Annotated in this window: 20 protein-coding genes and 2 tRNA genes; 13 read left to right on the top strand and 9 right to left on the bottom strand. The window is 73.0% G+C overall.

Annotated features, from left to right (window positions below; translation table 11 throughout):
* The first annotated feature begins 221 nt into the window (after positions 1 to 221).
* From DPM19_RS22400 to DPM19_RS22385, 4 genes are all read left to right on the top strand, one after another.
* Positions 222 to 524, top strand: a complete 303-nt coding sequence (locus DPM19_RS22400) for a hypothetical protein (protein WP_199485218.1) — start codon at positions 222 to 224, stop codon at positions 522 to 524.
* Positions 525 to 543: 19 nt separating this feature from the next.
* Complete coding sequence (locus tag DPM19_RS22395) at positions 544 to 2,280, top strand: sodium/solute symporter (protein ID WP_111869922.1); 1,737 nt, start codon at positions 544 to 546, stop codon at positions 2,278 to 2,280.
* Positions 2,281 to 2,447: 167 nt separating this feature from the next.
* Positions 2,448 to 2,816, top strand: a complete 369-nt coding sequence (locus DPM19_RS22390; RefSeq protein WP_407642569.1) for a DUF485 domain-containing protein — start codon at positions 2,448 to 2,450, stop codon at positions 2,814 to 2,816.
* Positions 2,806 to 4,416 (top strand): solute symporter family protein, encoded by a 1,611-nt coding sequence (locus tag DPM19_RS22385; protein WP_111869921.1) that lies wholly within the window; start codon positions 2,806 to 2,808, stop codon positions 4,414 to 4,416. The genes DPM19_RS22390 and DPM19_RS22385 overlap by 11 nt, the downstream gene beginning before the upstream one ends.
* A 295-nt stretch (positions 4,417 to 4,711) precedes the next feature.
* Here the strand turns inward: DPM19_RS22385 and DPM19_RS22380 are convergent, their stop codons facing one another.
* The 4 genes from DPM19_RS22380 to DPM19_RS22365 all read right to left on the bottom strand — a co-directional run bounded on the left by DPM19_RS22380 (position 4,712) and on the right by DPM19_RS22365 (position 9,167).
* Positions 4,712 to 5,308, bottom strand: a complete 597-nt coding sequence (locus tag DPM19_RS22380) for an Rv1733c family protein (RefSeq protein ID WP_146778948.1) — start codon at positions 5,306 to 5,308, stop codon at positions 4,712 to 4,714.
* Positions 5,309 to 5,445: 137 nt separating this feature from the next.
* A complete protein-coding gene (locus DPM19_RS22375) occupies positions 5,446 to 6,873 on the bottom strand; it encodes a WS/DGAT/MGAT family O-acyltransferase (protein WP_111869919.1) in 1,428 nt (475 codons plus the stop codon).
* 68 nt (positions 6,874 to 6,941) lie between these two features.
* On the bottom strand, positions 6,942 to 8,465 hold the full coding sequence (locus tag DPM19_RS22370; RefSeq protein WP_233510638.1) for an MFS transporter: 1,524 nt from the start codon (positions 8,463 to 8,465) through the stop codon (positions 6,942 to 6,944).
* 3 nt (positions 8,466 to 8,468) lie between these two features.
* A complete protein-coding gene (locus DPM19_RS22365; RefSeq protein ID WP_233510637.1) occupies positions 8,469 to 9,167 on the bottom strand; it encodes an LppX_LprAFG lipoprotein in 699 nt (232 codons plus the stop codon).
* A 163-nt stretch (positions 9,168 to 9,330) separates the two neighbouring features.
* Here DPM19_RS22365 and DPM19_RS22360 point away from each other — a divergent pair.
* The 3 genes from DPM19_RS22360 to DPM19_RS22350 all read left to right on the top strand — a co-directional run bounded on the left by DPM19_RS22360 (position 9,331) and on the right by DPM19_RS22350 (position 11,999).
* Positions 9,331 to 9,407 (top strand) — tRNA-Ile (locus DPM19_RS22360).
* A gap of 47 nt (positions 9,408 to 9,454) precedes the next feature.
* A tRNA-Cys gene (locus DPM19_RS22355) sits at positions 9,455 to 9,526 on the top strand.
* 109 nt (positions 9,527 to 9,635) lie between these two features.
* On the top strand, positions 9,636 to 11,999 hold the full coding sequence (locus DPM19_RS22350; protein ID WP_146778947.1) for a tetratricopeptide repeat protein: 2,364 nt from the start codon (positions 9,636 to 9,638) through the stop codon (positions 11,997 to 11,999).
* A gap of 276 nt (positions 12,000 to 12,275) precedes the next feature.
* Here DPM19_RS22350 and DPM19_RS22345 read toward each other — a convergent pair whose 3' ends face one another.
* Positions 12,276 to 12,467, bottom strand: coding sequence for a BldC family transcriptional regulator (locus DPM19_RS22345; RefSeq protein ID WP_111869917.1), 192 nt, complete (start codon positions 12,465 to 12,467; stop codon positions 12,276 to 12,278).
* A 31-nt stretch (positions 12,468 to 12,498) separates the two neighbouring features.
* Positions 12,499 to 12,915, bottom strand: coding sequence for an ATP-binding protein (locus DPM19_RS22340; protein WP_111869916.1), 417 nt, complete (start codon positions 12,913 to 12,915; stop codon positions 12,499 to 12,501).
* A 172-nt stretch (positions 12,916 to 13,087) separates the two neighbouring features.
* Between DPM19_RS22340 and DPM19_RS22335 the strand changes: the two genes are divergently transcribed.
* Both DPM19_RS22335 and DPM19_RS22330 read left to right on the top strand, forming a co-directional pair.
* A complete protein-coding gene (locus tag DPM19_RS22335) occupies positions 13,088 to 13,888 on the top strand; it encodes a helix-turn-helix domain-containing protein (RefSeq protein ID WP_111869915.1) in 801 nt (266 codons plus the stop codon).
* Positions 13,879 to 14,070, top strand: a complete 192-nt coding sequence (locus tag DPM19_RS22330; RefSeq protein WP_111869914.1) for a DUF397 domain-containing protein — start codon at positions 13,879 to 13,881, stop codon at positions 14,068 to 14,070. Before DPM19_RS22335 ends, DPM19_RS22330 begins: the two co-directional genes overlap by 10 nt.
* Positions 14,071 to 14,139: 69 nt before the next feature.
* Here DPM19_RS22330 and DPM19_RS35390 read toward each other — a convergent pair whose 3' ends face one another.
* Positions 14,140 to 14,430, bottom strand: coding sequence for a hypothetical protein (locus DPM19_RS35390; protein WP_158566851.1), 291 nt, complete (start codon positions 14,428 to 14,430; stop codon positions 14,140 to 14,142).
* A 46-nt stretch (positions 14,431 to 14,476) separates the two neighbouring features.
* On the opposite strand from DPM19_RS35390, the gene DPM19_RS22320 reads away from it, so the two are divergent.
* Positions 14,477 to 15,337: a class I SAM-dependent methyltransferase gene (locus DPM19_RS22320; RefSeq protein ID WP_233510636.1), complete on the top strand. Its 861-nt coding sequence runs from the start codon at positions 14,477 to 14,479 to the stop codon at positions 15,335 to 15,337.
* Positions 15,334 to 16,041: a class I SAM-dependent methyltransferase gene (locus tag DPM19_RS22315; RefSeq protein ID WP_158566850.1), complete on the top strand. Its 708-nt coding sequence runs from the start codon at positions 15,334 to 15,336 to the stop codon at positions 16,039 to 16,041. Before DPM19_RS22320 ends, DPM19_RS22315 begins: the two co-directional genes overlap by 4 nt.
* A gap of 27 nt (positions 16,042 to 16,068) precedes the next feature.
* Here DPM19_RS22315 and DPM19_RS22310 read toward each other — a convergent pair whose 3' ends face one another.
* Positions 16,069 to 16,515, bottom strand: a complete 447-nt coding sequence (locus DPM19_RS22310) for a hypothetical protein (RefSeq protein WP_111869910.1) — start codon at positions 16,513 to 16,515, stop codon at positions 16,069 to 16,071.
* Positions 16,516 to 16,732: 217 nt separating this feature from the next.
* Positions 16,733 to 17,464 carry a neutral zinc metallopeptidase gene (locus DPM19_RS22305; protein WP_111869909.1) on the bottom strand — a complete coding sequence of 244 codons (732 nt, stop codon included), beginning with the start codon at positions 17,462 to 17,464 and terminating at the stop codon, positions 16,733 to 16,735.
* Between the two features lie 275 nt (positions 17,465 to 17,739).
* On the opposite strand from DPM19_RS22305, the gene DPM19_RS22300 reads away from it, so the two are divergent.
* Positions 17,740 to 18,660 carry a polysaccharide pyruvyl transferase family protein gene (locus DPM19_RS22300; RefSeq protein WP_111869908.1) on the top strand — a complete coding sequence of 307 codons (921 nt, stop codon included), beginning with the start codon at positions 17,740 to 17,742 and terminating at the stop codon, positions 18,658 to 18,660.
* 238 nt (positions 18,661 to 18,898) lie between these two features.
* Positions 18,899 to 20,353 carry an allophanate hydrolase gene (gene atzF, locus DPM19_RS22295; RefSeq protein ID WP_111869907.1) on the top strand — a complete coding sequence of 485 codons (1,455 nt, stop codon included), beginning with the start codon at positions 18,899 to 18,901 and terminating at the stop codon, positions 20,351 to 20,353.
* The last annotated feature ends 161 nt before the right edge of the window (positions 20,354 to 20,514 follow it).

Raw genomic sequence — 20,514 nt, 5'->3', positions numbered from 1 at the left:
AGGGAGCGGCGCCCGCGCCGTCTGGACTGAGGAGCGGTGAAGATCGTGAGGAACGAGCGATCTTCACCGCGACGAGGGAAGACGGCGCGCCGAAGGCGCCGCGACAAGCGAGCGAAGCGAGCCAAGCAAACACCGGACAAGCGCGAGGAACGAGCGCCAAGCAAGCACGCATTCTTATCACCAGCCCCCGGATGCGGGCGCCGCGGCGCCCGCGGCGCCCGGTGACGCAGGAGATCGACGAGCAGACCGGCCTGGGCGAGGCGTACATGCGCTCGCTGATCCGGGCCCAGCTCCGGCTGGCGCTGCGGGTGTGCGGGGCGCTGGGTTGTGTGATCGGCGGGCTGCCCCTGCTGTTCCTGGTGCTGCCGGGGGTGCGGGAGGCGCGGTTGCTGGGCCTCCCGGTGGCGTGGCTGCTGCTGGCGGGGCTGGTCTACCCGGCGTTCGTGGTCACCGGCTGGTGGTACGTCCGCCAGGCCGAGCGCAACGAGCGCGATTTCGCCGACCTGGTGGACCGCGCCCGGTGACCGGGGTCGGGCGAGGGCGTTGAGCACCGCGCATGGGGCGGTGGCGGTCGCGCTGGTCGTGGTGGCGACGGTGTTGATCGGCACGTTCGGGTTGCGGTTCTCCCGGACGACGTCGGATTTCTATGTGGCGTCGCGGACCGTCTCGCCGTTGCGCAATGCCTCGGCGATCGGTGGGGAGTATCTGTCGGCGGCGTCGTTCCTGGGTGTCGCGGGCCTGATCCTGGCGTACGGCGCGGACATGCTGTGGTTGCCGGTGGGTTGGACCGGCGGCTACCTGGTGCTGCTGGTGCTGATCTCGGCTCCGCTGCGCCGGTCGGGCGCGTACACGCTGCCGGACTTCGCCGAGGCCCGGTTGGAGTCGATGGCGGTGCGGCGGACCACCAGCGTCCTGGTGGTGCTGATCGGCTGGCTGTATCTGACGCCGCAGTTCCAGAGCGCGGGGCTGGTGCTGGGCACGGTGGCGGGCGCGCCGTCGTGGGCGGGGGCGGTGCTGGTCGCCGTGGTGGTGGCGATCAACGTGCTGTCCGGGGGGATGCGCAGCATCACCCTGGTGCAGGCGTTCCAGTACTGGCTGAAGCTGACGGCGCTGGCCGTGCCGGTGGTGTTCCTGGTGTTGGCGTGGCGGTTCGACGGCGCGCCGGGCACGTCCGGGGACGCCCCGCCGGTGTTCCCGGAGCGGACCGTGGTGACCGTCGGCACGGATGTGACCGTGCGGGTGGAGCGGCCGGTCGTGGTGACGGTGGATGGGCGGGTGGACGGCAGGGTGTACGCGCGGGCCGCGGTGCCGCTGGACCGGGGCGCGCACGTGCTGGCCCGCGACACGGTGGTGACGTTCCCGGCGGGCGCGGCGGTCCCGCACGCCGCGGGGCTGCCGGTCCGTACCGGCGGGCAGTGGGCGTTGCCGCTGGCCGGCCGGGACCACTCGCTGTACGCGACCTACTCGCTGATCCTGGCCACGTTCCTGGGCACGATGGGCCTGCCGCACGTCCTGGTCCGCTTCTACACCAACCCGGACGGGCGGGCCGCCCGCCGTACCACGGTGCTCGTGCTGGCCCTGCTCGGCGCGTTCTACCTGCTGCCCGCGCTGTACGGGGCGCTGGGCCGGCTCTACACCCCTGAGTTGCTGATGACCGGGCAGACCGACGCGGTGGTGCTGACCCTGCCGGGCCGGCTGGTCGGCGGGGCGGTGGGGGATCTGCTGAGCGCGCTGGTGACCGGCGGGGCGGTGGCGGCGTTCCTGTCTACCTCCTCGGGTCTGGCGGTGTCGGTGGCGGGGGTGCTCGGCCAGGACATCCTGCGCGGCGGGGTGCGGTCGTTCCGGGTGGCGACGCTGTTGGCGCTGTCGGTGCCGCTGGGGTTGGCGCTGGCCAGCGCGGCCCGGGCGCTGCCGGTGGCGGACGTGGTGGGGCTGGCGTTCGCCGTGGCGGCCTCGTCGTTCTGCCCGCTGCTGGTGCTGGGCATCTGGTGGCGGCGGCTGTCGGTGGCGGGTGCGGTGGCCGGGCTGGTCACCGGGGGCGGCCTGGCCGGTATGGCGGTGGTCTGGACGATCGCGGCTGGCCCGCCCGCCGGTCTGGCCGGGGCGATGCTCGGGCAGCCCGCGGCGTGGACGGTGCCGGCGGCGTTCGCGGTCATGATCGGCGTGTCGCTGCTTACCCCGGGTGGGGTGCCGGCGGGGGTGAGCCGGGTGATGGTGCGGCTGCACACCCCCGAGACGTTGGCCGTCGATCGCGGCACCTGGCGGCCCCGGCGGGTCTGACCGTCCGTTCGTCGCGGCGGATTGACCGTTCGTCGCGCCCGGCGCGGCGGTCGCCGCGGGTCGCCGCCCGCTCGCCGCAGCCGGGCGCGGTGCCCCTCCACGGGGCGTTCGTCTGTTTCTACCGTGTGGTGACCCCCGTCACAGCCGAGGAGGATCCACCGGTGAGCCTGCAAAAAGATGACGACCCGGGGGCGGCGCCCGCCCGGGCCGACGCCCTGCCCGGGGAGGTGTACGCGACCGTCCAGGCCGGCGAGGACTTCCAGGAACTGCGCCGCAGGTTCCGCCGCTTCGCTTTCCCGATGACCGCGGCCTTCCTCGGCTGGTACCTGCTGTACGTGGTGCTGTCCGGCTGGGCCCGCGACTTCATGGGGACCGAACTGGTCGGCTCCATCAACGTCGCGCTGGTCTTCGGCCTGCTGCAGTTCGTCTCCACGTTCCTGATCGCCTGGCTGTACTCGCGGCACGCCGACAACAAGACCGACCCGCTCGCCGCGAAGCTCCGCTCCGAACTGGAGGAGGCCTCCCATGGATCATGAGGCACTCGCCATCATCCTGTTCCTGCTCTTCGTGGCGGGAACCCTCGTCATCACGGTCTGGGCCAGCCGGAACACCCGCGACGCCGCCGACTTCTACGCCGGCGGCCGGTCGTTCTCCGGCGTGCAGAACGGGATGGCGATCGGCGGCGACTACATGTCGGCGGCGTCCTTCCTGGGCATCGCCGGCCTGATCGCGCTGTACGGGTACGACGGGTTCCTCTACTCCATCGGCTTCCTGGTCGCGTGGCTGGTGGCGCTGCTGCTGGTCGCGGAGCTGATGCGGAACTCCGGCAAGTACACGATGGCCGACGTGCTGGCCTTCCGGATGAGCCCCCGGCCGGTCCGGACCGCCGCCGGCGTCTCCACCATCACCGTCTCGATCTTCTACCTGCTCGCCCAGATGGTCGGTGCGGGCGCCCTGGTGGCCCTGCTGTTCGGCTTCACCAGCGACTTCGCCAAGGCCGCCACGATCGTCCTCGTCGGCGTCCTGATGATCGTCTACGTGGTGGTCGGCGGGATGAAGGGCACCACCTGGGTGCAGATCGTCAAGGCCGTGCTGCTCATGGGCGGCGCGACCCTGGTCACCGTGCTGGTGCTCGCCAAGTTCGGCTTCAACCTGTCGACGCTGCTGCGCGACGCCGCCGAGCAGAGCGGCAAGGGCGGCCAGTTCCTGGAGCCCGGGCTGCGGTACGCCACCGAGGCCCAGGGCCTGGCGGGCAAGCTCGACCTGATCAGCCTCGGCCTGGCGCTGGTGCTGGGCACCGCCGGCCTGCCGCACATCCTGATCCGCTTCTACACCGTGCCGACCGCCCGGGACGCCCGCAAGTCGGTGCTGTGGGGGATCGGCATCATCGGCACCTTCTACCTGCTCACCCTGGTGCTCGGCTTCGGCGCGGCGGCGCTGGTCGGCTCCGCGGAGATCGCCGAGGCCAACCCGGCCGGCAACACCGCAGCACCCCAGCTCGCCCAGCGGGTCGGCGAGCTGATCTTCGGGGACGTGGGCGGCACGATCCTGCTGGCGATCATCGCCGCGGTGGCGTTCGCCACGATCCTCGCGGTGGTCGCCGGGCTCACCCTCGCCTCCTCCTCGTCGTTCGCCCACGACCTGTACGCGCACGTCATCAAGCGCGGCCAGGCGACCGAGCGGGAGGAGATCCGGGTCGCCCGCATCTCCGCGTTCGTGATCGGCGCGGTGGCGATCGTGCTGGGCATCTTCGCGCAACGGCTGAACGTGGCCTTCCTCGTCGCCCTGGCGTTCGCGGTGGCCGCCTCCGGTAACCTGCCCGCGATCCTCTACAGCCTGTTCTGGAAGCGGTTCAACACCGCCGGAGCGGTGGCCGCGATCTACGGCGGGCTCGGCTCGGCGGTCCTCCTGGTGATCTTCTCCCCGGTGGTCTCCGGGACGGAGAAGGCGCTGTTCACCGACGTGGACTTCTCCTGGTTCCCGCTGGAGAACCCGGGCATCGTGTCGATCCCGTTCGGGTTCCTGTGCGGCTGGCTCGGCACCGTGCTGAGCAAGGAGCACAACGCGCAGAAGTACGCCGAGATCGAGGTCCGCTCCCTGACCGGCGTCGGCGCCGAGAAGGCGACCCCCCACTGACCCGAGAAAGGATCACCCCCTGAGCTTCGGCCCCGCTCCCGCGCCCGGTGGCGGGGCCGTTGTTTGCTTGGCTGTGTTTGCTTGGCGCTCGTTCCTCGCGCTTGTCGCGGCGCCTTCGGCGCGCCGTCTTCCCTCGTCGCGGTGAAGATCGCTCGTACCTCACGATCTTCACCGCTCCTCAGTCCAGACGGCGCGGGCGCCGCTCCCGGACCGCCTCGCTTCGCATCGGCACCTGTCTCGTCCTTCGCCGTCAGGCGGGGTGGTAGGCGTGAGAACGGGCGCCGGCCCCGGGGGGTCAGGGGATGCGGCGGGTGGAGATTTCCGCCCATTCCGCGGCCCAGCGGGCGTAGCGGTAGCGGTCGCAGCGGTGGCGGACCAGGCCGTAGAGGACCAGGGGCGGGAGCCCGGTGGCCAGGAGGACGCCGATCGCCGTGTAGGCGGTGTCGGCGACCGTCCGGGAGTGCGGGCGCGGGCGCAGGGTGGGGTCGCCGCGGTCGTTGACCCAGATGCGCCGCGTGTCGCCGGCCTTGGCTCCGCTCCAGGCGGGGATCGAGCCGGTGCGGGGCTCGCCGGCCACCTGCCAGCGGGCCTGGACGGTCTGGTGGACGTACTGGTCCGAGCCGCTGACCTCGCCGGGGCCCAGCACCGTCGCCACGACCTGCTGCCTGGCCTGTTTCTCGGCGCGTTCGGTGCGGACCCCGTCGGAGTACACGCCGCCCGCCACCAGGGTGGCGATGAGGGGTCCCACCGCCAGGAAGATCGTTACCAGCACGATCGCCACAGTCCACTGCACCCGGTCGACCCGTCGCCGCAGCGTGTTCCGATCGAATCCCAGGCGCCGCCGGGCGCGGCCGAGCCGGCCCGGCACCGCACACCCGTCTGCCCGTTTCATCGCATCCTCCCAGGCCCGCTTCGCCGACCATGTGGCGAACACCGGACCCGCACCGGTCGGGACCGGTGATACCCAATTTGATCCCTATTTGAGCGTTATTTCCAGGGATGCGGAGATATCACGGGCTGGAGACAAACTCACGGCAATGAGTCGTCAGCAGACTGCCCAGCCGGGGTCTGGACAGGGCCCACCGGGCCGTGCTTGGCGGCGGTACGGAGCTCGTCGAAACCCGTCTCGATCCCGGTGGCGAGCACGTCCAGGTCGGGCATGCCGTCGAAGTCGCCGGTCAGCCCGAAGTGGAGCGTCCCCTCGTAGGAGAAGACGGCCACGGCGACGCGGATGCCCATGGCCAGCGGCACGTAGGGGTAGAGCTCCACCATCCGGCGGCCCAGCACGTACAGCGGGAACTGCGGGCCGGGCACGTTGGTCACCACCGTCTGGATCAGCGGCTGGCTCTGGCTCAGCGCGGCCCGGGAACCCAGCGCCAGCAGCGTCGGCGCGAATCCGGCCAGCCGGACCAGGGCCTCGCCGCCGACGGCTTCGTGGGTGCGCTTGATGCCGTTCATCTGGGCGCGCAGCAGGAAGAGCCGCCGGGCAGGGTCCTCCTCCCCGGCAGGCAGGTTCACCAGCACCCCGGAGACCCGGTTGGCCAGGGCGCCGCCCTCCGCGAGGGTCCGCACCGACACGGGGACGAGCGCCCGCACCACCGTCGTGGGGGAGAGCTCGCCGCGCATCGCCAGCAGTTCGCGGAAACCCCCGGTCACCGCGGCCAGCACGACGTCGTTGACGGTGCCGCCGAGCGCGGTGCGCACCCGTTTGATCTCCGCGAGTTCGGCCCGCGCCCACAGCCAGCGCCGGTGCGGGCCGACCGGGCCGTTGAGCGAGCTCGACGCGGGACGGACCAGCCGGCCGATCGCCCGCGGCAGGCCCAACCCGAAGGTGCGCAGCGCCCGGCCGTCGAGCACCGCGCGGGCCGCGCCGGGCAGCCCGGCGAGCTGCCGCAACGGCTCGGTCGCCGCCCCGGCCAGCAGCGCCGCACCGGACGGGGCGGGCTCGGCGGGCGGCAGCTCCGCCGGTGCCGCGGGCGGCTCGGCACCGGGGTCCAGGTCGAACAGCGCGGTGAGCAGGTCCACCCCGCCGATGCCGTCCACCACGCAGTGATGGACCTTGGTGATCATGGCCCAGCGGCCGTCGCCCGCCAGACCCTCCACCAGCCAGATCTCCCACAGCGGGCGGTCCGGGTCGAGCCGCTGCGACAGCACCCGGCCCGCCAGGTTGCGCAACTGGTCGGGGCCGCCCGGGCGGGGCACGGCCGTGTGCCGGACGTGGTAGCGGATCTGGAAGTGCGGGTCGTCCACCCACACCGGCCGGCCCAGGTTCAGCGGGACCGTCCGGACGCGCTGCCGGTACCGGGGGACCTGGCCGAGCTTGGACAGCACCAGCCGGATCAGGTCGCCGTAGGTCGGGGCGGGGCCCTCGAACACGGTCACCGACGCGATGTGCAGCGGGTGGTTCTCGGTCTCGGCGAAGAAGAACCCGGCGTCCAGGCTGTTCATGCGTTCCATCTGCGCACCGGCTCCCTTCCGAATGCCGCGTCGGGCATGTCATCGGGACGTTCCCGGTGAACGCCCACTCATTCCGCCGGAGCGGGCTCCGCTTCCGGCACCGGAGCGGGGACGGAGCGGACCGCCAGCGCCGCCACCGCCCCCAGCACGCACAGCACCGCCGTGATGAGGAAGATCTCGCGGTACTCCGTCCGCAGCGCGGCGTTGACCGCCTCGGTGTAGACGGCCATACGGCGCGTGTACTCCTCCGGGGGGACCCCGAACGGCAGCGGCGTCTGCAGATCCGCGGTCAGCGACTGGAACCGGTAGAAGCCCCAGCTCGACAGCGCCGCGAGGCCCAGCAGCATGCCCATCATCCGGGCCACCACCACGGCCGCCGAGGCGACCCCGTGCCGGGCGGCCGGCACCACCTGCAGCACCGCCGCCGAGACCGGGGCGATCACCAGCCCCAGCCCGATCCCGGTGACGGCCAGGTCCACGTCCATCCGGGGGAGCGGGCCGTAGGAGGCCGCGGCCAGGTCCGCGGGCCAGCCCGCGATGAGCAGGTAACCCACCGCCGCGACCGCCATCCCCGCCGCCATCGGCGTCCGGTCGCCGAACCGGCGGGCGAGCATGCCGCCCAGCACGGCCGCCACCGGCAGCGCCACCAGGAACCGCGACAGCAGCAGCGCACCGCCCAGCGTGTCCTCGCCCAACTGGAGCTGCGCCACGAGCTGGACGTCCACCAGCGTGACCATCAGGGCCGCACCCGACAGCAGGCTGACCGCGAGCGTGGCGAACAGCGGGCCGCGCCGCACCCCGGACAGGTCCAGCAGCCGGGTCCGTGCCCGCACCTCCCAGCCGACGAAGGCCACCAGCACGGCCACGCCCGCGGCGAGCGTCACCGGACCCCAGGGCGGCAGCGGCGCGCGCTCCGGCTCCGGGTTGTGCAGGCCCGCCACCAGCAACCCCAGCCCGATCGCCAGCAGCACGCCGCCCACCACGTCGATGCCGGGGCGCTGCCCGCCCTGGTGCGCCGGCCGGCCGGCCGGGACGGTGAAGTGCACCGCGACCATGGCCAGCGCGGTCAGCGGAAGGTTGATCCAGAAGATCGCCCGCCAGTCGGCCAGCGCGGCGACCCCCGCCCCGTACAGCGGGCCGAGCACGCTGCCCAGCTCCTGCGCCGAGCCCACCGCGCCCAGCACCACCGCCCGGCGGGACTCCTGCCACAGGTCGCCGGCCAGCGCCATCGTGATCGGCAGCAGCGCGCCGCCCGCGATGCCCTGCACCACCCGGCCGGCGATCAGCGGGGTCAGCGTCGGCGCGAACGCGGTCAGCGCCGAGCCCGCCGCGAACGCCAGCAGGCACGCCTGGAGCATCATCCGGCGGCCGTACCGGTCGGAGAGCTGGCCGAGCAGCGGCATCGCCGCGACGTAGCCCAGCAGGAAGCCGGTCACCACCGGGGTGACCCGCTCCAGCCGGTTCACCGCCAGGTTCAGGTCCCGGACGATGTCGAACAGGACGGTGGTGATGACGTACGCGTCCAGCGCGGCCAGCAGCACCACCGCACCGCCGACCCCGATCGCGACGCGCCGGGTTCTCCTCTCCACCACGACCTACGCCGGGGCGGTGATCTTGTAGTTCTGGTTGAACTCGGTGAACGTCACCAGCACGGAGCCGGCGTCCGAGCCCGCCTCCTGGGGGATGTCCGCCCGCACCTTGAGCAGCCGCTTGTCGGTCGTGGAGATCCACACCTGGCCGGAGAGGTTCTTGGTGATGCCCGGCACCAGCGTGGCCGCCGAGCCCGCCGGCAGCGTCACCTTCACCCGGTGGGCGTCCTTGCCGCCGACCTTCTCGGTGGCCTCGCCCTGAACCCCGGTGGCCGAGGACAGCAGCTTCACGATGCCGCGCTGCGGATCGAGGACGGCCGAGGGGTCGTAGACGGAGGTGACCATGGCGCGGGGCAGCTTCTGGTACCCCCCGGTCGGGCCCTTGAAGTAGACGAGGTCGCCGATGAGCACGAAGTCGGTCTCCACCGCGTTCCCGGCCTGCTGGAGCTTCAACATGCCCTGGGCGTCGCCGCTGCGCAGCAGCTTCACGTCCCCGCCGCTGATCTGGATCGGCGGATTCCCCTCGGTGCCGATGGTGAAACCGATGCTGGTCAGGTCCTTCATCGCGGCGGCCGCGTCGCGGAGCGCCGCGGGCCCGTCGGGCTTCGGCCCGGAGTCGCCGGAGCACGCGCTCAGCCCGGCGGCCAGCAGGAGGGCGGTCATCATCCGGCTGAGGGAGATCATCCGGCTACGGGGTGGCAGCATAGGCGGACCCTACCGACGAGCCGTCCGATAGTCACTCACTCGGAGGGAGGAGAGCGAACCGGGCATACTACGAGAACTACAAACGAGTGGATACGCCAGTCGACGCGCCGCTATCATGGCGCCCGACGAGCCCCCCGGACCTCGCACGGCACACCGCTCGCCCGGGGTGGTAGCTCAGCCGGTCAGAGCAGTGGACTCATAATCCATCGGTCGCGGGTTCGAGCCCCGCCCACCCCACCACCCGGGGGTTCGTCCACTGGCGGACGCCGGTGCCCCCTCGCCTGCCCGGCCGTGTGCCCGAGTGGCTCAGGGAACCGTCTGCAACACGGTGTACACCGGTTCGAATCCGGTCACGGCCTCTTGACCACCGCTGCCCGCGGCGACGAGCGACCCGGGGCATCGGGCCGGTGCCGGTCATGTCCGGCTTCGGGCTTCCGGTGGGGGCGGGGCCTGGGGTTGGGTTGGGACGTGCGTGGTGGTGTGTGGTGGGGCCGGCTCGCCGTGGCGGGCACGGGAGTGGCGTCGGTGGCCGCGGGGGTGGCGACGAACCGGGTTTCCGGCCCGTGGTGGGCCCAACTGCTGTGGGGCGCCGGAGGCGCGGTCTCGTTCATGGCGGCGGTATGGCTGGGCCGGATGGGCCGGCCGGCGGACGAGGGTACGGGCGGCGCCCGGACACCGGGGGACACGGCACGCCAGGAGGTCACGGCCGGGCGGGACGGGTTCACCGCCGGCCGGGACATGACGGTCACCATCCAGGCCCCGGCGGTCGAACCCGCCGGTGGGCCGTCCGGCCGGGGCGCGCTGTGGCCTCCGCTGGGGCGGCTGCCCGGCCGGGTGCGGGGCCGGGATGTGCTGCTGGAACGGCTGGTCGCCCTGGCGGAGGCCCCGGACGGCCGGGCACACGTGCTGGCCGGGCTGGGCGGGACGGGCAAGTCGACCGTGGCGTTGCAACTGGCGCGGGTGGCGGCGGACCGGGGCGCACGGGTGTGGTGGGTGCCCGCCGTGGACGCTTCCTCGCTGACCGCGGCGCTGCTGGGGCTGGCGGAGGTGCTGGGGGCCGACGCCGGTCTGGTGGAGGCCGGCCGGGCGGGCCGGGTGAACCCGGCGGACGTGCTGTGGCCGGTGCTGGAGGACTCGCCGGGGTGGGTGCTGGTGCTGGACAACGCCGACGACCTGGCGGAACTGGCGGTGGGAGACCGCCCGGCGGGTGACGGCAACGGATGGGTGCGTGGGTCGGACGCGGGCCTGGTGGTGGTGACCAGCCGCACCGGCGACCCGCGGCGGTGGGGCGGGCACTGCGCGGTGCATCCGGTGGGGTGGCTCTCGGCCGCCGACGGGGGAAGCGTGCTGCTGGACCTGGCGCCCGGCGCGGGCGGCCGGGCCGAGGCCGAGGACCTGGCCGGCCGGCTGGGCGGGCTGGCGCTGGCGTTGCACCACGCCGGGTCGCAACTCGGTTCCCCCTTCGCGGCCATCGCGTCGTTCACCGGGTACCGGCGGGCGCTGGAGGAGCGGTTCCCGGCCGTGCTGGAGGCGGCGGACGGGCGTGCCGACCGGGCGATGGTGACCCGCACTTGGGAGTTGTCGCTGACCCAACTGGAGCGGGCCGGGGTGTCGCAGGCCCGCGGCCTGCTGGGGACGCTGGCGTGGTTCGCGGGGGCGGTGCCCATCCCGTCCGGCGGCCTGGACCACCGGGTGCTGGGCCGGGCGTGCGGGGACCTCGGCGCCGACGGGGTGGGACCGGGTCTGGCGGCGTTGCTGTCGGTGGGGCTGATCCAGACCGGACTGGCCCCACAGGAGGACGCGCCGGGACGCGGCGGTGTGCTGGTGCACCCGCTGGTCGCCCAGATCACCCGGCACCGGCTCACCGCCGCCGGGGAGACGCCGGCCGCCGCCGGAACGGCGGTCGCGGCGCTGCAAGCGGCGACCGGGGCGCTGCAAGCATCAGACCCCGAAGACTGGCCGCTGTGGGCCGCGTGGCTGCCGCACCTGGAGGAACTGCTGCGTACCGCGGGCTCGCAGGTCGGCGAGGTCGCTGTGGTGGCCCTGGCCCAGGTCGCGGCGGACGCCACGCTGGCCCTGGTGTGGGCGGGGTCCTACCCGGCCGCGCTGAGCATGGCCGAGACCGGCCTGCGGCATACTGGCCGGCTGGGCTCCGATCACCCCGACGTCCTCCACCTGCGGCACATGCACGCGGGCGCGCACTACCGGCTGGGGGACGTGGCCGAGGCCGAGCGCCTGTTCCGCGCGATCCTGCGGGACGACGAGCGGGTGCTGGGCCCCGACCACCCCCACACCCTGGCCACCCGGCACGAGGTGGCGCGGGCCGTGGCGGAGCGAGGTGACGCGGCCGAGGCCGAACGCCTGTACCGCGAAGTCCTGTCGGCCATGGAGCGGGTGCACGGCCCGGGCCACTCCCACACCCTGGCCACCCGGTACGAGGTGGCGCGGATGGTGGCCGAGCAGGGCGACGCGGCCGGGGCCGAACGCATGTTCCGCGAAGTCCTCGCCGCCGAGGAAGAGGTGCTGGGCCCCGATCATCCGGACACCTTGACCACCCGGCACGAGGTGGCGTGGATGGTGGCCAAGCAGGGTGACGCGGCGGGGGCCGGGCGCCTGTTCCGCGAGATCCTCCGCATCCGGGAGCGGGTGCTCGGCCCTGATCATCCCGACACCCTGAACAGTCGGCACGGGGTGGCGCAGATGGTGGCGGCGCAGGGTGACGCGGCCGGGGCCGGGCGCCTGTTCCGCGAGGTTCTCCGGGACAAGGAGCGGGTGCTAGGCCCCGACCACCCCAGCACGCTGCTCACCGCGGAGGCGTTACGGAACCTGTGAGACGCCCGGACGGCACGGTGATGCCGAACCCGATGGCCGGTTTTGTGGCCATGACCGCCGAAAGCCCTGGGGCGGCGGGCGCTGCGGCGCCACGTTCCCCGCCGTGCTCGTCCGGCGGGTCGAATTCGGGTCATCTGATCCGGCCGAGCAGCCACTTTCCGAGCACGCGGGCGATGATTGTCCCGAGCACTCCGATGGCGATTCCGGCGAGTACGAGAACGGCGGATTGATGCATGGTCTGAGTGACGGCTTCTCCGAGGGGGGAGGCCGGTCGATTCATTCCTGGTCGCTTTCATGCCGGGGGCGGAGAAAGCGTTCGACCTTCGCGCGATGGTAACGGCGGTGGCCGCCGAGGGTGCGGACACAGTTCAGTTTTCCCGCCGTCGCCCAGCGGGCGACGGTTTTGAGGTCGACGCGGAACATCCGGGCGACCTCGGCGGGGGTGAGCAGGTCGGGCGAGTCGGACATCGGTCTCCTTCTCGGACGGCTCAGGCGGCGGTCAGCGGGGGCCGAGCGCGGCCCAGACGACCTTGCCGCCGTCCCGGTGGGGGTGCCAGCCGTACCGGCCGCAGGCCAGCGCGGCGACGATGGCCAGGCCACGGCCGTGCAGGTCCTCGGGCCCGGCCGAGGTCGGTTCCGGCATGCGGGAGGCGTCGGGGTCGCGCACCGAGACCGTGACGGTGCCGTCGCCGGACAGGGCCACCCGGGCGTCGATCCGCCGCCCGGGGCAGGTCCGGACCGCGTTGCTCGCGAGCTCGGTCAGGGCCAGCCGCCCGGCGTCGCGCAGGTCCTCCGGCAGGCCCCACGCGTCCGCCGCCCGATCCATCAGGGAACGGACAAGGCGGACATTTTCGTTATATGCCAGAAATTGCTGGGTGAAGTGCGGGGGTGCCGCGCTCTCGGCCGTCGTCGTCATGTCGCCTCCGTTGATGCATCAATTCGCTGAATTTCCAGCGCGAAACCTTTGATTTGATCTTCCACTAAGGGTGACACTGTGTGCCGGCAAGCACACGAAGCGACGACCGCAATTGCGGGGAACCGAGCCATTACTTGTGGACGGTTGCGCCCGCTTGAGAGAGGATGCGCACATGCCCCCCAAGCGCGACCGGAACCGGATCTCCCCGGCCCTGCGGGCGTTCGGCAACGCCCTCAAGCGCATCAGGGAGTCCACGGGGCTGTCCCAGGACCAGGCGGGCGCCAAGGTGCCCGTCAGCGGCAGCTACATCGGCATGGTCGAACAGGGCAAGACCCGCTGCCGCCGCGAGATGGCGGTCACCCTCGACAAGGCGCTCGGCGCCAACGGCATCCTGGTCACCCTCTGGGACGACCTGGTCATGGACGCCGCCTACCCCACCTGGTTCGACTGGCCCACGATCGAAGGCCAGGCCACACACCTCCAGACCTACCAGTGTCTGGTGATGCCCGGCCTGCTCCAGCATGAGGATTACGCACGGGCCCTGCTGGGCGGCGACGAGGAGGCGGTCAAGGCCCGGCTGAGCCGGGCGGAGATCCTGACCCGGAAGGACCCGGAGCCGCCCCGCCTCACCGTCGTCCTCGCCGAGACCGTGCTGTACCACCAGGTGGGCGGCAAGGAGACCATGCGCGCTCAGCTCGAACACCTGCTGGCCGCGCCCCAGGAGCTGGTGACGGTCCAGATCCTCACCGGTCCGCTCCACCCCGGCGGAGTGCTCGGGGCCTTCGCCATCGCCACCCTGGAGGACCGGACCGAGGTGGCCTACGTGGAGACGGCCGCTCGCGGCCTGACAATGGGGGAGACCGAGGATATTCGTGCTCTTTCGGATGCCTTCGACAGGATCCGGTCGCGAGTGCTCCCCGTGGACCAGTCACGCGACCTCATACGCAAGGTGATGGAGGAACGATGGACGTGAAGGGCGCCGTATGGCGCAAGAGCACCCGCAGTGGTGACAACGGCGGCGACTGCGTGGAACTCGCCGCCCTGGGCGGCGAGGTCGGCGTCCGGGACAGCAAGGCGCCGTCCGCCGGGCACCTGACGCTCGCCCGTGCCGACCTGGCCGTGCTCATCGAGCGGATCAAGTCCGGAGCCCTGTGAGGGCCGGCCGATCGGCGTTGCGGCGCACCGTTCCGGGCGCGGCGGTGAGCCGTGCCCGGAACGGTGCGCTCAGCCGAGCAGGATGGCCAGGCTGAGGGAGAGGCCGGTCAGGGCGATGCCGAGGTGGAGGGTCACCCAGACGTACCTGAGCCGGACCTTCTCGATCCGGCCGTGCCGTGCGCTGTGCCGGCTGCGCGCGTCGGAGTACGTCTCGCGCAGGCGCAGGCGGCTGCCGGCGCGCGGATCACCGCCGGCGGCGTCACCGACGCGGCGGACGTCGCCGCCCGCGCGGCCGGGCGCGACGCCGCGATCAACGCGGCCGCGGGCCGGGGCGGGGTTGACGCGGGGTTGTCCTACCATCAGTATGAACAAAGTTCATGAACATTGTTCATAGGGGTTGGTGGTCGTGCTCAACACGGAGCAGTTCGAGGCGTGGAACGGAGCCGAAGGAGCGGCCTGGGCCGCCAAGGTGCAGGACACCGGGGACGGCCCCGAGGCCGAACTGCACCGCCTGCTGCTGGCGGCGGCCCGCGTCGGCGGGCGGGACCGGGTGCTCGACGTCGGCTGCGGCACGGGCGACCTCTCCGCCCTGGCCGCCCGGCGCGCGCCCGACGGTCACGTGCTCGGGATCGACCTCTCGGCGCCGATGCTCAGCCGGGCGCGCCGGGCCGCGGCCGGGGCCGGCCTCGGCAACGTCGCCTTCGAGCAGGCCGACGCGCAGACGTGTGCGCTGCCGGAGGACGGCTTCGACGCGGCCGTCAGCATGTACGGCGTCATGTTCTTCGCGGACCCGGTCGCCGCGCTCACCAACATCGGGCGGGCGCTGCGGCCAGGTGGGCGGCTGGCCTTCGTCTGCCCGCAGCCGCCCGCGGACTGCGCGTGGTACGTGATCCCCGTCGCGGCGCTGCTGGACGTTCCACCGCAGGCCGCGGTCGACGCCTATCCGGGTCCCGAGCCGGCGATGTTCTCGCTGTCGGACCGGGCGCGGCTCGGCCGGGTGCTCGCCGGCGCCGGTTTCGGCGACGTGTCGATCGAACCGGTCCACGTGCCGCACCTCTTCGGCCGGACACCGGCCCAGGCCGCCGACGGTTTCCTGGCCAGCGGGCCGACCCGCTACATCGTCGAGCAGGACGCCGGGCTGACCCGGGAGCGGGCGCACACCAAGCTCACGGCCGTGCTGGAGGCCTATGCCGGACCCGGCGGCGTGCTCCTGCCCGGCGGGCAGTGGTTGGTCGGCGCGGTGTGGCCGGGGGAGGTCCGCCTGTGAGCGACGAACGCTGGCTCACCACGATCTGGCCCTTCGTCCGCGAGCACCTGCCGCCCGCGCCCGGCCGCGTGCTGGAGGTGGGCTGCGGGCCCGCGGGCGGGTTCGTCCCGGCCCTGCTATCCGCCGGGTACGACGCCGTCGGGATCGACCCTGCCGCGCCCGGCGGGCCGGACTACCGGCAGGTCCCGTTCGAGGAGCACCCGGTGGACGTTCCGGCGGACGCGATCGTGGCCTGCATCTCGTTGCACCACGCCGCCGACCCGGACGGCGTCCTCGACCGGATGGCCGCCGCCCTCGCCCCCGGCGGGGTCGTGATCGTCGTCGAGTGGGCGCACGAGCGGTTCGACGAGCGGACGGCGACCTGGTGCTTCGACCGGCTGGCCGGCACCGGCGAGCCGAACTGGCTGCACCGGCGCCGGGACCGCTGGAAGGAGTCGGGCCTGCCGTGGGACGACCACCGGGCGGCGCGGGCGCACCAGGGGAGCCTGTACGACGGCCGGCGGATCGTGGCCGGGCTCCACGGGCGCTTCCGCACCCGGCTGTCGGAGGAGGGGCCGTACTTCTTCGCAGACCTGGACGGTGTCACCGCCGCCGACGAGCAGGCGGCCATCGACTCCGGCCGCATCCAGGCCACCGGCCTCCGCTACGTCGGCACACGCCTCGATTTCGCCGCCCCGCCCGGGAGCGCGCCGGGCGACGGATGAGACGGGCGCCGGCCGGGACGAAACCGCTCAGCCGAGCAGGATGGCCAGGCTGAGGAAGAGGCCGGTCAGGGCGATGCCGAGGTGGAGGGTCACCCAGACGTACCTGAGCCGGACCTTCTCCACCAGGCCGTGCCGTGCGCTGTGCCGGCTGCGCGCGTCGGAGTACGTCTCGCGCAGGCGCAGGTCCGGAACGAGGCCGTCGAGCCGGCGGGAGAGCGCGCGGGCGTGGGCGTTGTGGTAGGAGGCGCGCTCGGCGAGCTTAGCCGTGCCGATCGCGCCGTACAGGCCGATCACGATCAGGGGGAGGGTCACGGCGAGCATCGAGTTCTGCAGGCCCCGCTGCGCGACGAATCCCAGCCCCACCGACGAGATCACCAGGATCATGTTCGTCAGCGACGACCGCTGATCCTCCGAGTGGCGGGCCTTGGCCCGCTGGTCCTCCCAGTGCCTGAGCAGGATCTCGTTCATCTCCACCGTCGGTCTCCGTCCACGCTCGACCGTCTTTGCCGCATTCGACGTTTCGGGCGGTATATCGGTGCGGTAGCGCGCGGTGTATCCCCGGCGGCGTTCCGGCGCCGGCGGTGAGATCCGGCCGGGCCCGGTGAGTCCGGGCGCCTGCGCGGCGTGGGCGGGACTGCCGCTGTCCCCGCCGGGCCGGGCGCAGGCGCGTCAGGGGTGCGTCATGGGTGCGTCAGGAGGACGCGAAGCAGGCCTTCACCCCGCCGGTGCGGCCCTTGCCGAAGGCCTCGATGCGCTGGAGCGAGTCGCCGTGGTCGTTGGGATTGGTCCAGGGGGTGTTGTCGCCCACCGCCTTGAAGCTGTCCACCAGTTCGTTCACGTCGCCGGGCTCGATCCGCAGGGTGCCGTCCTCGGTCGCTCCGAAGAGGGTCGCCCCGGCGAGGCAGTCGGCCTGCAACTCCTTGGCTGCCGCCACGTACCGGTCCTGGAGCCGCTTCTGCACCGCGTGGCCCCACTCGTGGGCGATGATCAGGTACACCCAGGCGTCGCCCTCGGCGTAACCCATGCGCATCAGGTTGGTGTCCCAGGCGATGTAGTCCTCGGGGTTGCAGTAGAAGGCGTTGTTCTTGGTCGCCGGCTGCCCCCCGCAGGTGGGGGCGGTGGCCAGGTTGTTCCCGTCGTAGCCGCCGCGCACGGTCGGGGAGTTGTAGACGCCGGTGAAGTACTCGTTCCAGTGCTGCCGCCAGTAGCCGTCCACGATCTGCTGGGCGGTGCGGATGTCCTCCTGGAACTCGGTCTCGGAGTAGACAGGCGTCGCGCCCCCCGCCGGGCCGGGCCGGGCACCAGGGGTCCGGGTGCCCTCGGCGCTCCGCAGGTCGCCCAGGGTGGCCGCGCAGCCGCTGCCGGCGAGCAGGACCACGCCGAGGGCCAGGGCGGCCAAGGGCAGGTGGGAAGTGAAACGCATCGTGCCTCTCCGTCGATGTCCGAGGTCGCGCTGGGCGCGCGGGTGGCCGCCTGACGGGGGGCGAAACGATGGGAGGTTTCGTTCGAGACGATTGTGGCTGTGTGAAGATAACTACCCTGCTTTGCCCGAACAGATGCTTCCCTGGGGGTCATCAAACCTTTTGCCGAACGTGTAGCCCCAGATCACGCGAAGTCGGGGAACCGGAGCGCGGTCAACGATCGTTGATCGGCATGGTGGGATCCGTTTGGACCAGGCCAGCGGGGTAGGCGGGATTCATGCGAGTGCTGATAACGGGATGGCCGAGCTTCCTCGACGGCGAGGCGACGGCGGGCGACGTGCTGGCCATGGAGGCGGTGCACCGGGCCATCGCCACCACGGGGGTGCCCTGCGACGCGGCCTGGAGCCCGGTGTTCCGACCCGCCGGCCCGAGCCTGGCGGACGCCTCGCCCGACCGCTACACCCACCTGGTGTTCGCCTGCGGTCCCGTCCAGGGGGAGCAGATACGGCGCCTGCACGAGCGGTACCGGCACTGCCGGCGCATCGCCGTGGGTGTCTCCGTCATCGACCCTTCCGACTCCGCCGTGCAGGGCTTCCACACCGTGCTGGCCCGGGACGGAGACGGCACCGAACCCCGCCGTGACCTGGCCGCCGAGCCGTCGGTGCCGGACGTCCCGGTGGTCGGGGTGCTGTTCGCCCCCCGCCAGCCGGAGTACGGGCCGCGCCGCCGGCACGAGCGCGTCGAGAGCGAGATCATCTCCTGGCTCGCCGAGCGCGACTGCGCGCCGGTGCCACTCGACACCCGGCTGGACGGCCGGCCCGGGCTGAACGCCGCCACCCCCGCCCAGTTCGAGGCGATCGTCCGCCGGATGGACCTGGTCGTCACCACCCGGCTGCACGGGCTGGTGCTGGCGCTCAAGAACGGCGTCCCGGCGCTGGCGATCGACCCCGTCGAGGGCGGCGCCAAAGTCGGCGCGCAAGCCCGGGCGTGGGACTGGCCCGCCGTGGTCGTCGCCGGTCCGGGCACGCCCGCGCTGGACGTCGACGCGCTCGGCCGCTACTGGGACTGGTGCCTGTCCGGCGGGGCCGCGGCCCGGGCGTGGGAGTGCGCGGGCCCGTCCGAATCGGCGGCCGATCCGGTGTCGCTCAGCGCCGACCTGCTCGACGCCCTCGGGTTGCAGCCCGACCTGACCGGCTGAGCCGGGCCCCGGTTCGACCCGCGAACCGCGAACGGACGACGACGTCGCAACCCGACGACCTGACCGGCTGAGCCGGGCCCGGCGGTGAGGGTCTGAACACGGCTCCGTAACGCGGTGTGCGGCCCGCTGAAACCCGGCCCGCCTAGCGTCCGGGGGATTGGGCCGGACGGCTCTTCCGGAAACGAGCCCACGGCAGCGCGCTCGATGGTGAACTGGCCGTAGCACCCGAAGGAGAGCGATGAACCCGCCGTCTGACTCCGTTGTCGGATCGCTTCAGTTCGCCGCGCTGTCCCGGCGCTACGCCGCGGGCACGCTGACCCCCCTCGACGTCGTCGACGCCGTGCTGCGCCGCATCGACGCCCGCGGCGACGACCACGTCTGGATCACCCTGCGCGACCCCGCCGCGCTGCGCGACGAGGCCGCCGAGCTGGCGCTGCGCTGGCCCGACCCCGCCCACCGGCCACCGCTGTACGGCGTTCCGTTCGCGGTCAAGGACAACATCGACGTCGCCGGGCTGCCCACCACCGCGGGCTGCCCCGCCTACGCGCGCACCCCCGAGCAGGGCGCCCCGCTGGTCGAGCGGCTGGTCGCCGCCGGGGCGCTGCTGGTCGGCAAGACCAACCTCGACCAGTTCGCCACCGGGCTGTCGGGCACCCGCAGCCCGTACGGCGCGTGCGAGTCGCCGCTGGTGCCCGGGCTGATCTCCGGCGGCTCCAGTTCCGGGTCGGCGGTCGCCGTCGCCGCCGGGCTGGTGGGCTTCGCGATCGGCACCGACACCGGCGGGTCGGGCCGGGTGCCCGCGGCGCTCACCGGCACCGTCGGCCTCAAGCCCAGCCCGGGGCTGGTCAGCACCCTCGGCCTGGTCCCGGCCTGCGCCTCGCTCGACTGCCCGAGCGTGTTCGCGCTGTCGACCGCCGACGCCCTCGCCGTGCTCGCCGTCATGGCCGGCCCGGAGCCCGCCGACCCCTGGTCGCGCCCGCTGCCCGTGCCCGACCCCGAGCCGGTCGACACCGGTCCGCTGCGCGTCGGGGTGCCCGCCCGGCCCGACTTCTCCGGCGACGCCGCCGCCGCGGCGGCCTTCGCCGAGGCGACGGGGCAGCTCGCCGAACTCGGCCACCGGCCGGTCCCGATCGACATGGAGCCGTTCCTGGCCGCCGGGCGGCTGCTGTACGGCGGGCCCTGGCTGGCCGAGCGGCTCACCGCGATCGGCGGGTTCGTGGCCGACCGTCCCGACGACGTCCACCCCGTCACCCGCCGGGTGCTGCGCGACGGCCGCAACTACAGCGCCGTTGACGCGTTCGCCGGGATGCACCGGCTGCGCGGGTTGCGGGCCCGCGCCGACCGCGTCTGGTCCGAGATCGACGTGCTGGCGGTACCGACCGTGCCGACCACGTTCACGCTGGCCGAAGTGGCCTACGACCCGATCGGCCACGACCGGACGCTCGGCCGGTACGCCTCCTTCGCCAACCTGCTGGACCTGGCGGCGGTGGCGGTACCCGGCGGCACCACGGCGGTCGGCCGCCCGCACGGCCTCACCCTGCTGGCCCCCGCGGGCGGCGACGCCCTGGTCGCCGGCGTGGCCGCCGCCTTCCACGCCCGCACCGAACTGTTCGCCGGCGCCACCGGCGAACCCCTGGAACCGCACACCCCGGTCCGCGAGGAGGAACCGGGCCGCCTCCCGGCCCGCAACTGACCGCCCACCCATATGCCCCTTCTGGATCCGAGGGGCCACAGCGCCACGAAAGCCGAAGGATCAGCGTGCGCCCCGCCCGCCTACTGGAACGTGATCCTTCAGCATCCGGTGCGCCATGGCGCCCTGAAAGCTGAAGGATCACGTTCCAGAAGGCGGACGCA

The organism is Actinomadura craniellae (genome assembly GCF_003289645.1).
Taxonomy (GTDB): Bacteria; Actinomycetota; Actinomycetes; order Streptosporangiales; family Streptosporangiaceae; genus Actinomadura_D; species Actinomadura_D craniellae.
The sequence above is the reverse complement of the archived record's forward strand: the minus strand, read 5'-3'. Positions and strand labels throughout refer to the sequence as shown.

Coding starts and splice junctions, on each gene's coding strand:
- DPM19_RS22365 (WP_233510637.1), bottom strand. CDS start 9,167: ATGCTGCCACCCCGTAGCCGGATGATCTCCCTCAGCCGGATGATGACC.
- DPM19_RS35390 (WP_158566851.1), bottom strand. CDS start 14,430: ATGGTAGGACAACCCCGCGTCAACCCCGCCCCGGCCCGCGGCCGCGTT.
- atzF (WP_111869907.1), top strand. CDS start 18,899: ATGAACCCGCCGTCTGACTCCGTTGTCGGATCGCTTCAGTTCGCCGCG.
- DPM19_RS22305 (WP_111869909.1), bottom strand. CDS start 17,464: ATGCGTTTCACTTCCCACCTGCCCTTGGCCGCCCTGGCCCTCGGCGTG.
- DPM19_RS22385 (WP_111869921.1), top strand. CDS start 2,806: ATGGATCATGAGGCACTCGCCATCATCCTGTTCCTGCTCTTCGTGGCG.
- DPM19_RS22380 (WP_146778948.1), bottom strand. CDS start 5,308: ATGAAACGGGCAGACGGGTGTGCGGTGCCGGGCCGGCTCGGCCGCGCC.
- DPM19_RS22300 (WP_111869908.1), top strand. CDS start 17,740: ATGCGAGTGCTGATAACGGGATGGCCGAGCTTCCTCGACGGCGAGGCG.
- DPM19_RS22375 (WP_111869919.1), bottom strand. CDS start 6,873: ATGGAACGCATGAACAGCCTGGACGCCGGGTTCTTCTTCGCCGAGACC.
- DPM19_RS22345 (WP_111869917.1), bottom strand. CDS start 12,467: ATGTCCGACTCGCCCGACCTGCTCACCCCCGCCGAGGTCGCCCGGATG.
- DPM19_RS22330 (WP_111869914.1), top strand. CDS start 13,879: ATGGACGTGAAGGGCGCCGTATGGCGCAAGAGCACCCGCAGTGGTGAC.
- DPM19_RS22335 (WP_111869915.1), top strand. CDS start 13,088: ATGCCCCCCAAGCGCGACCGGAACCGGATCTCCCCGGCCCTGCGGGCG.
- DPM19_RS22340 (WP_111869916.1), bottom strand. CDS start 12,915: ATGACGACGACGGCCGAGAGCGCGGCACCCCCGCACTTCACCCAGCAA.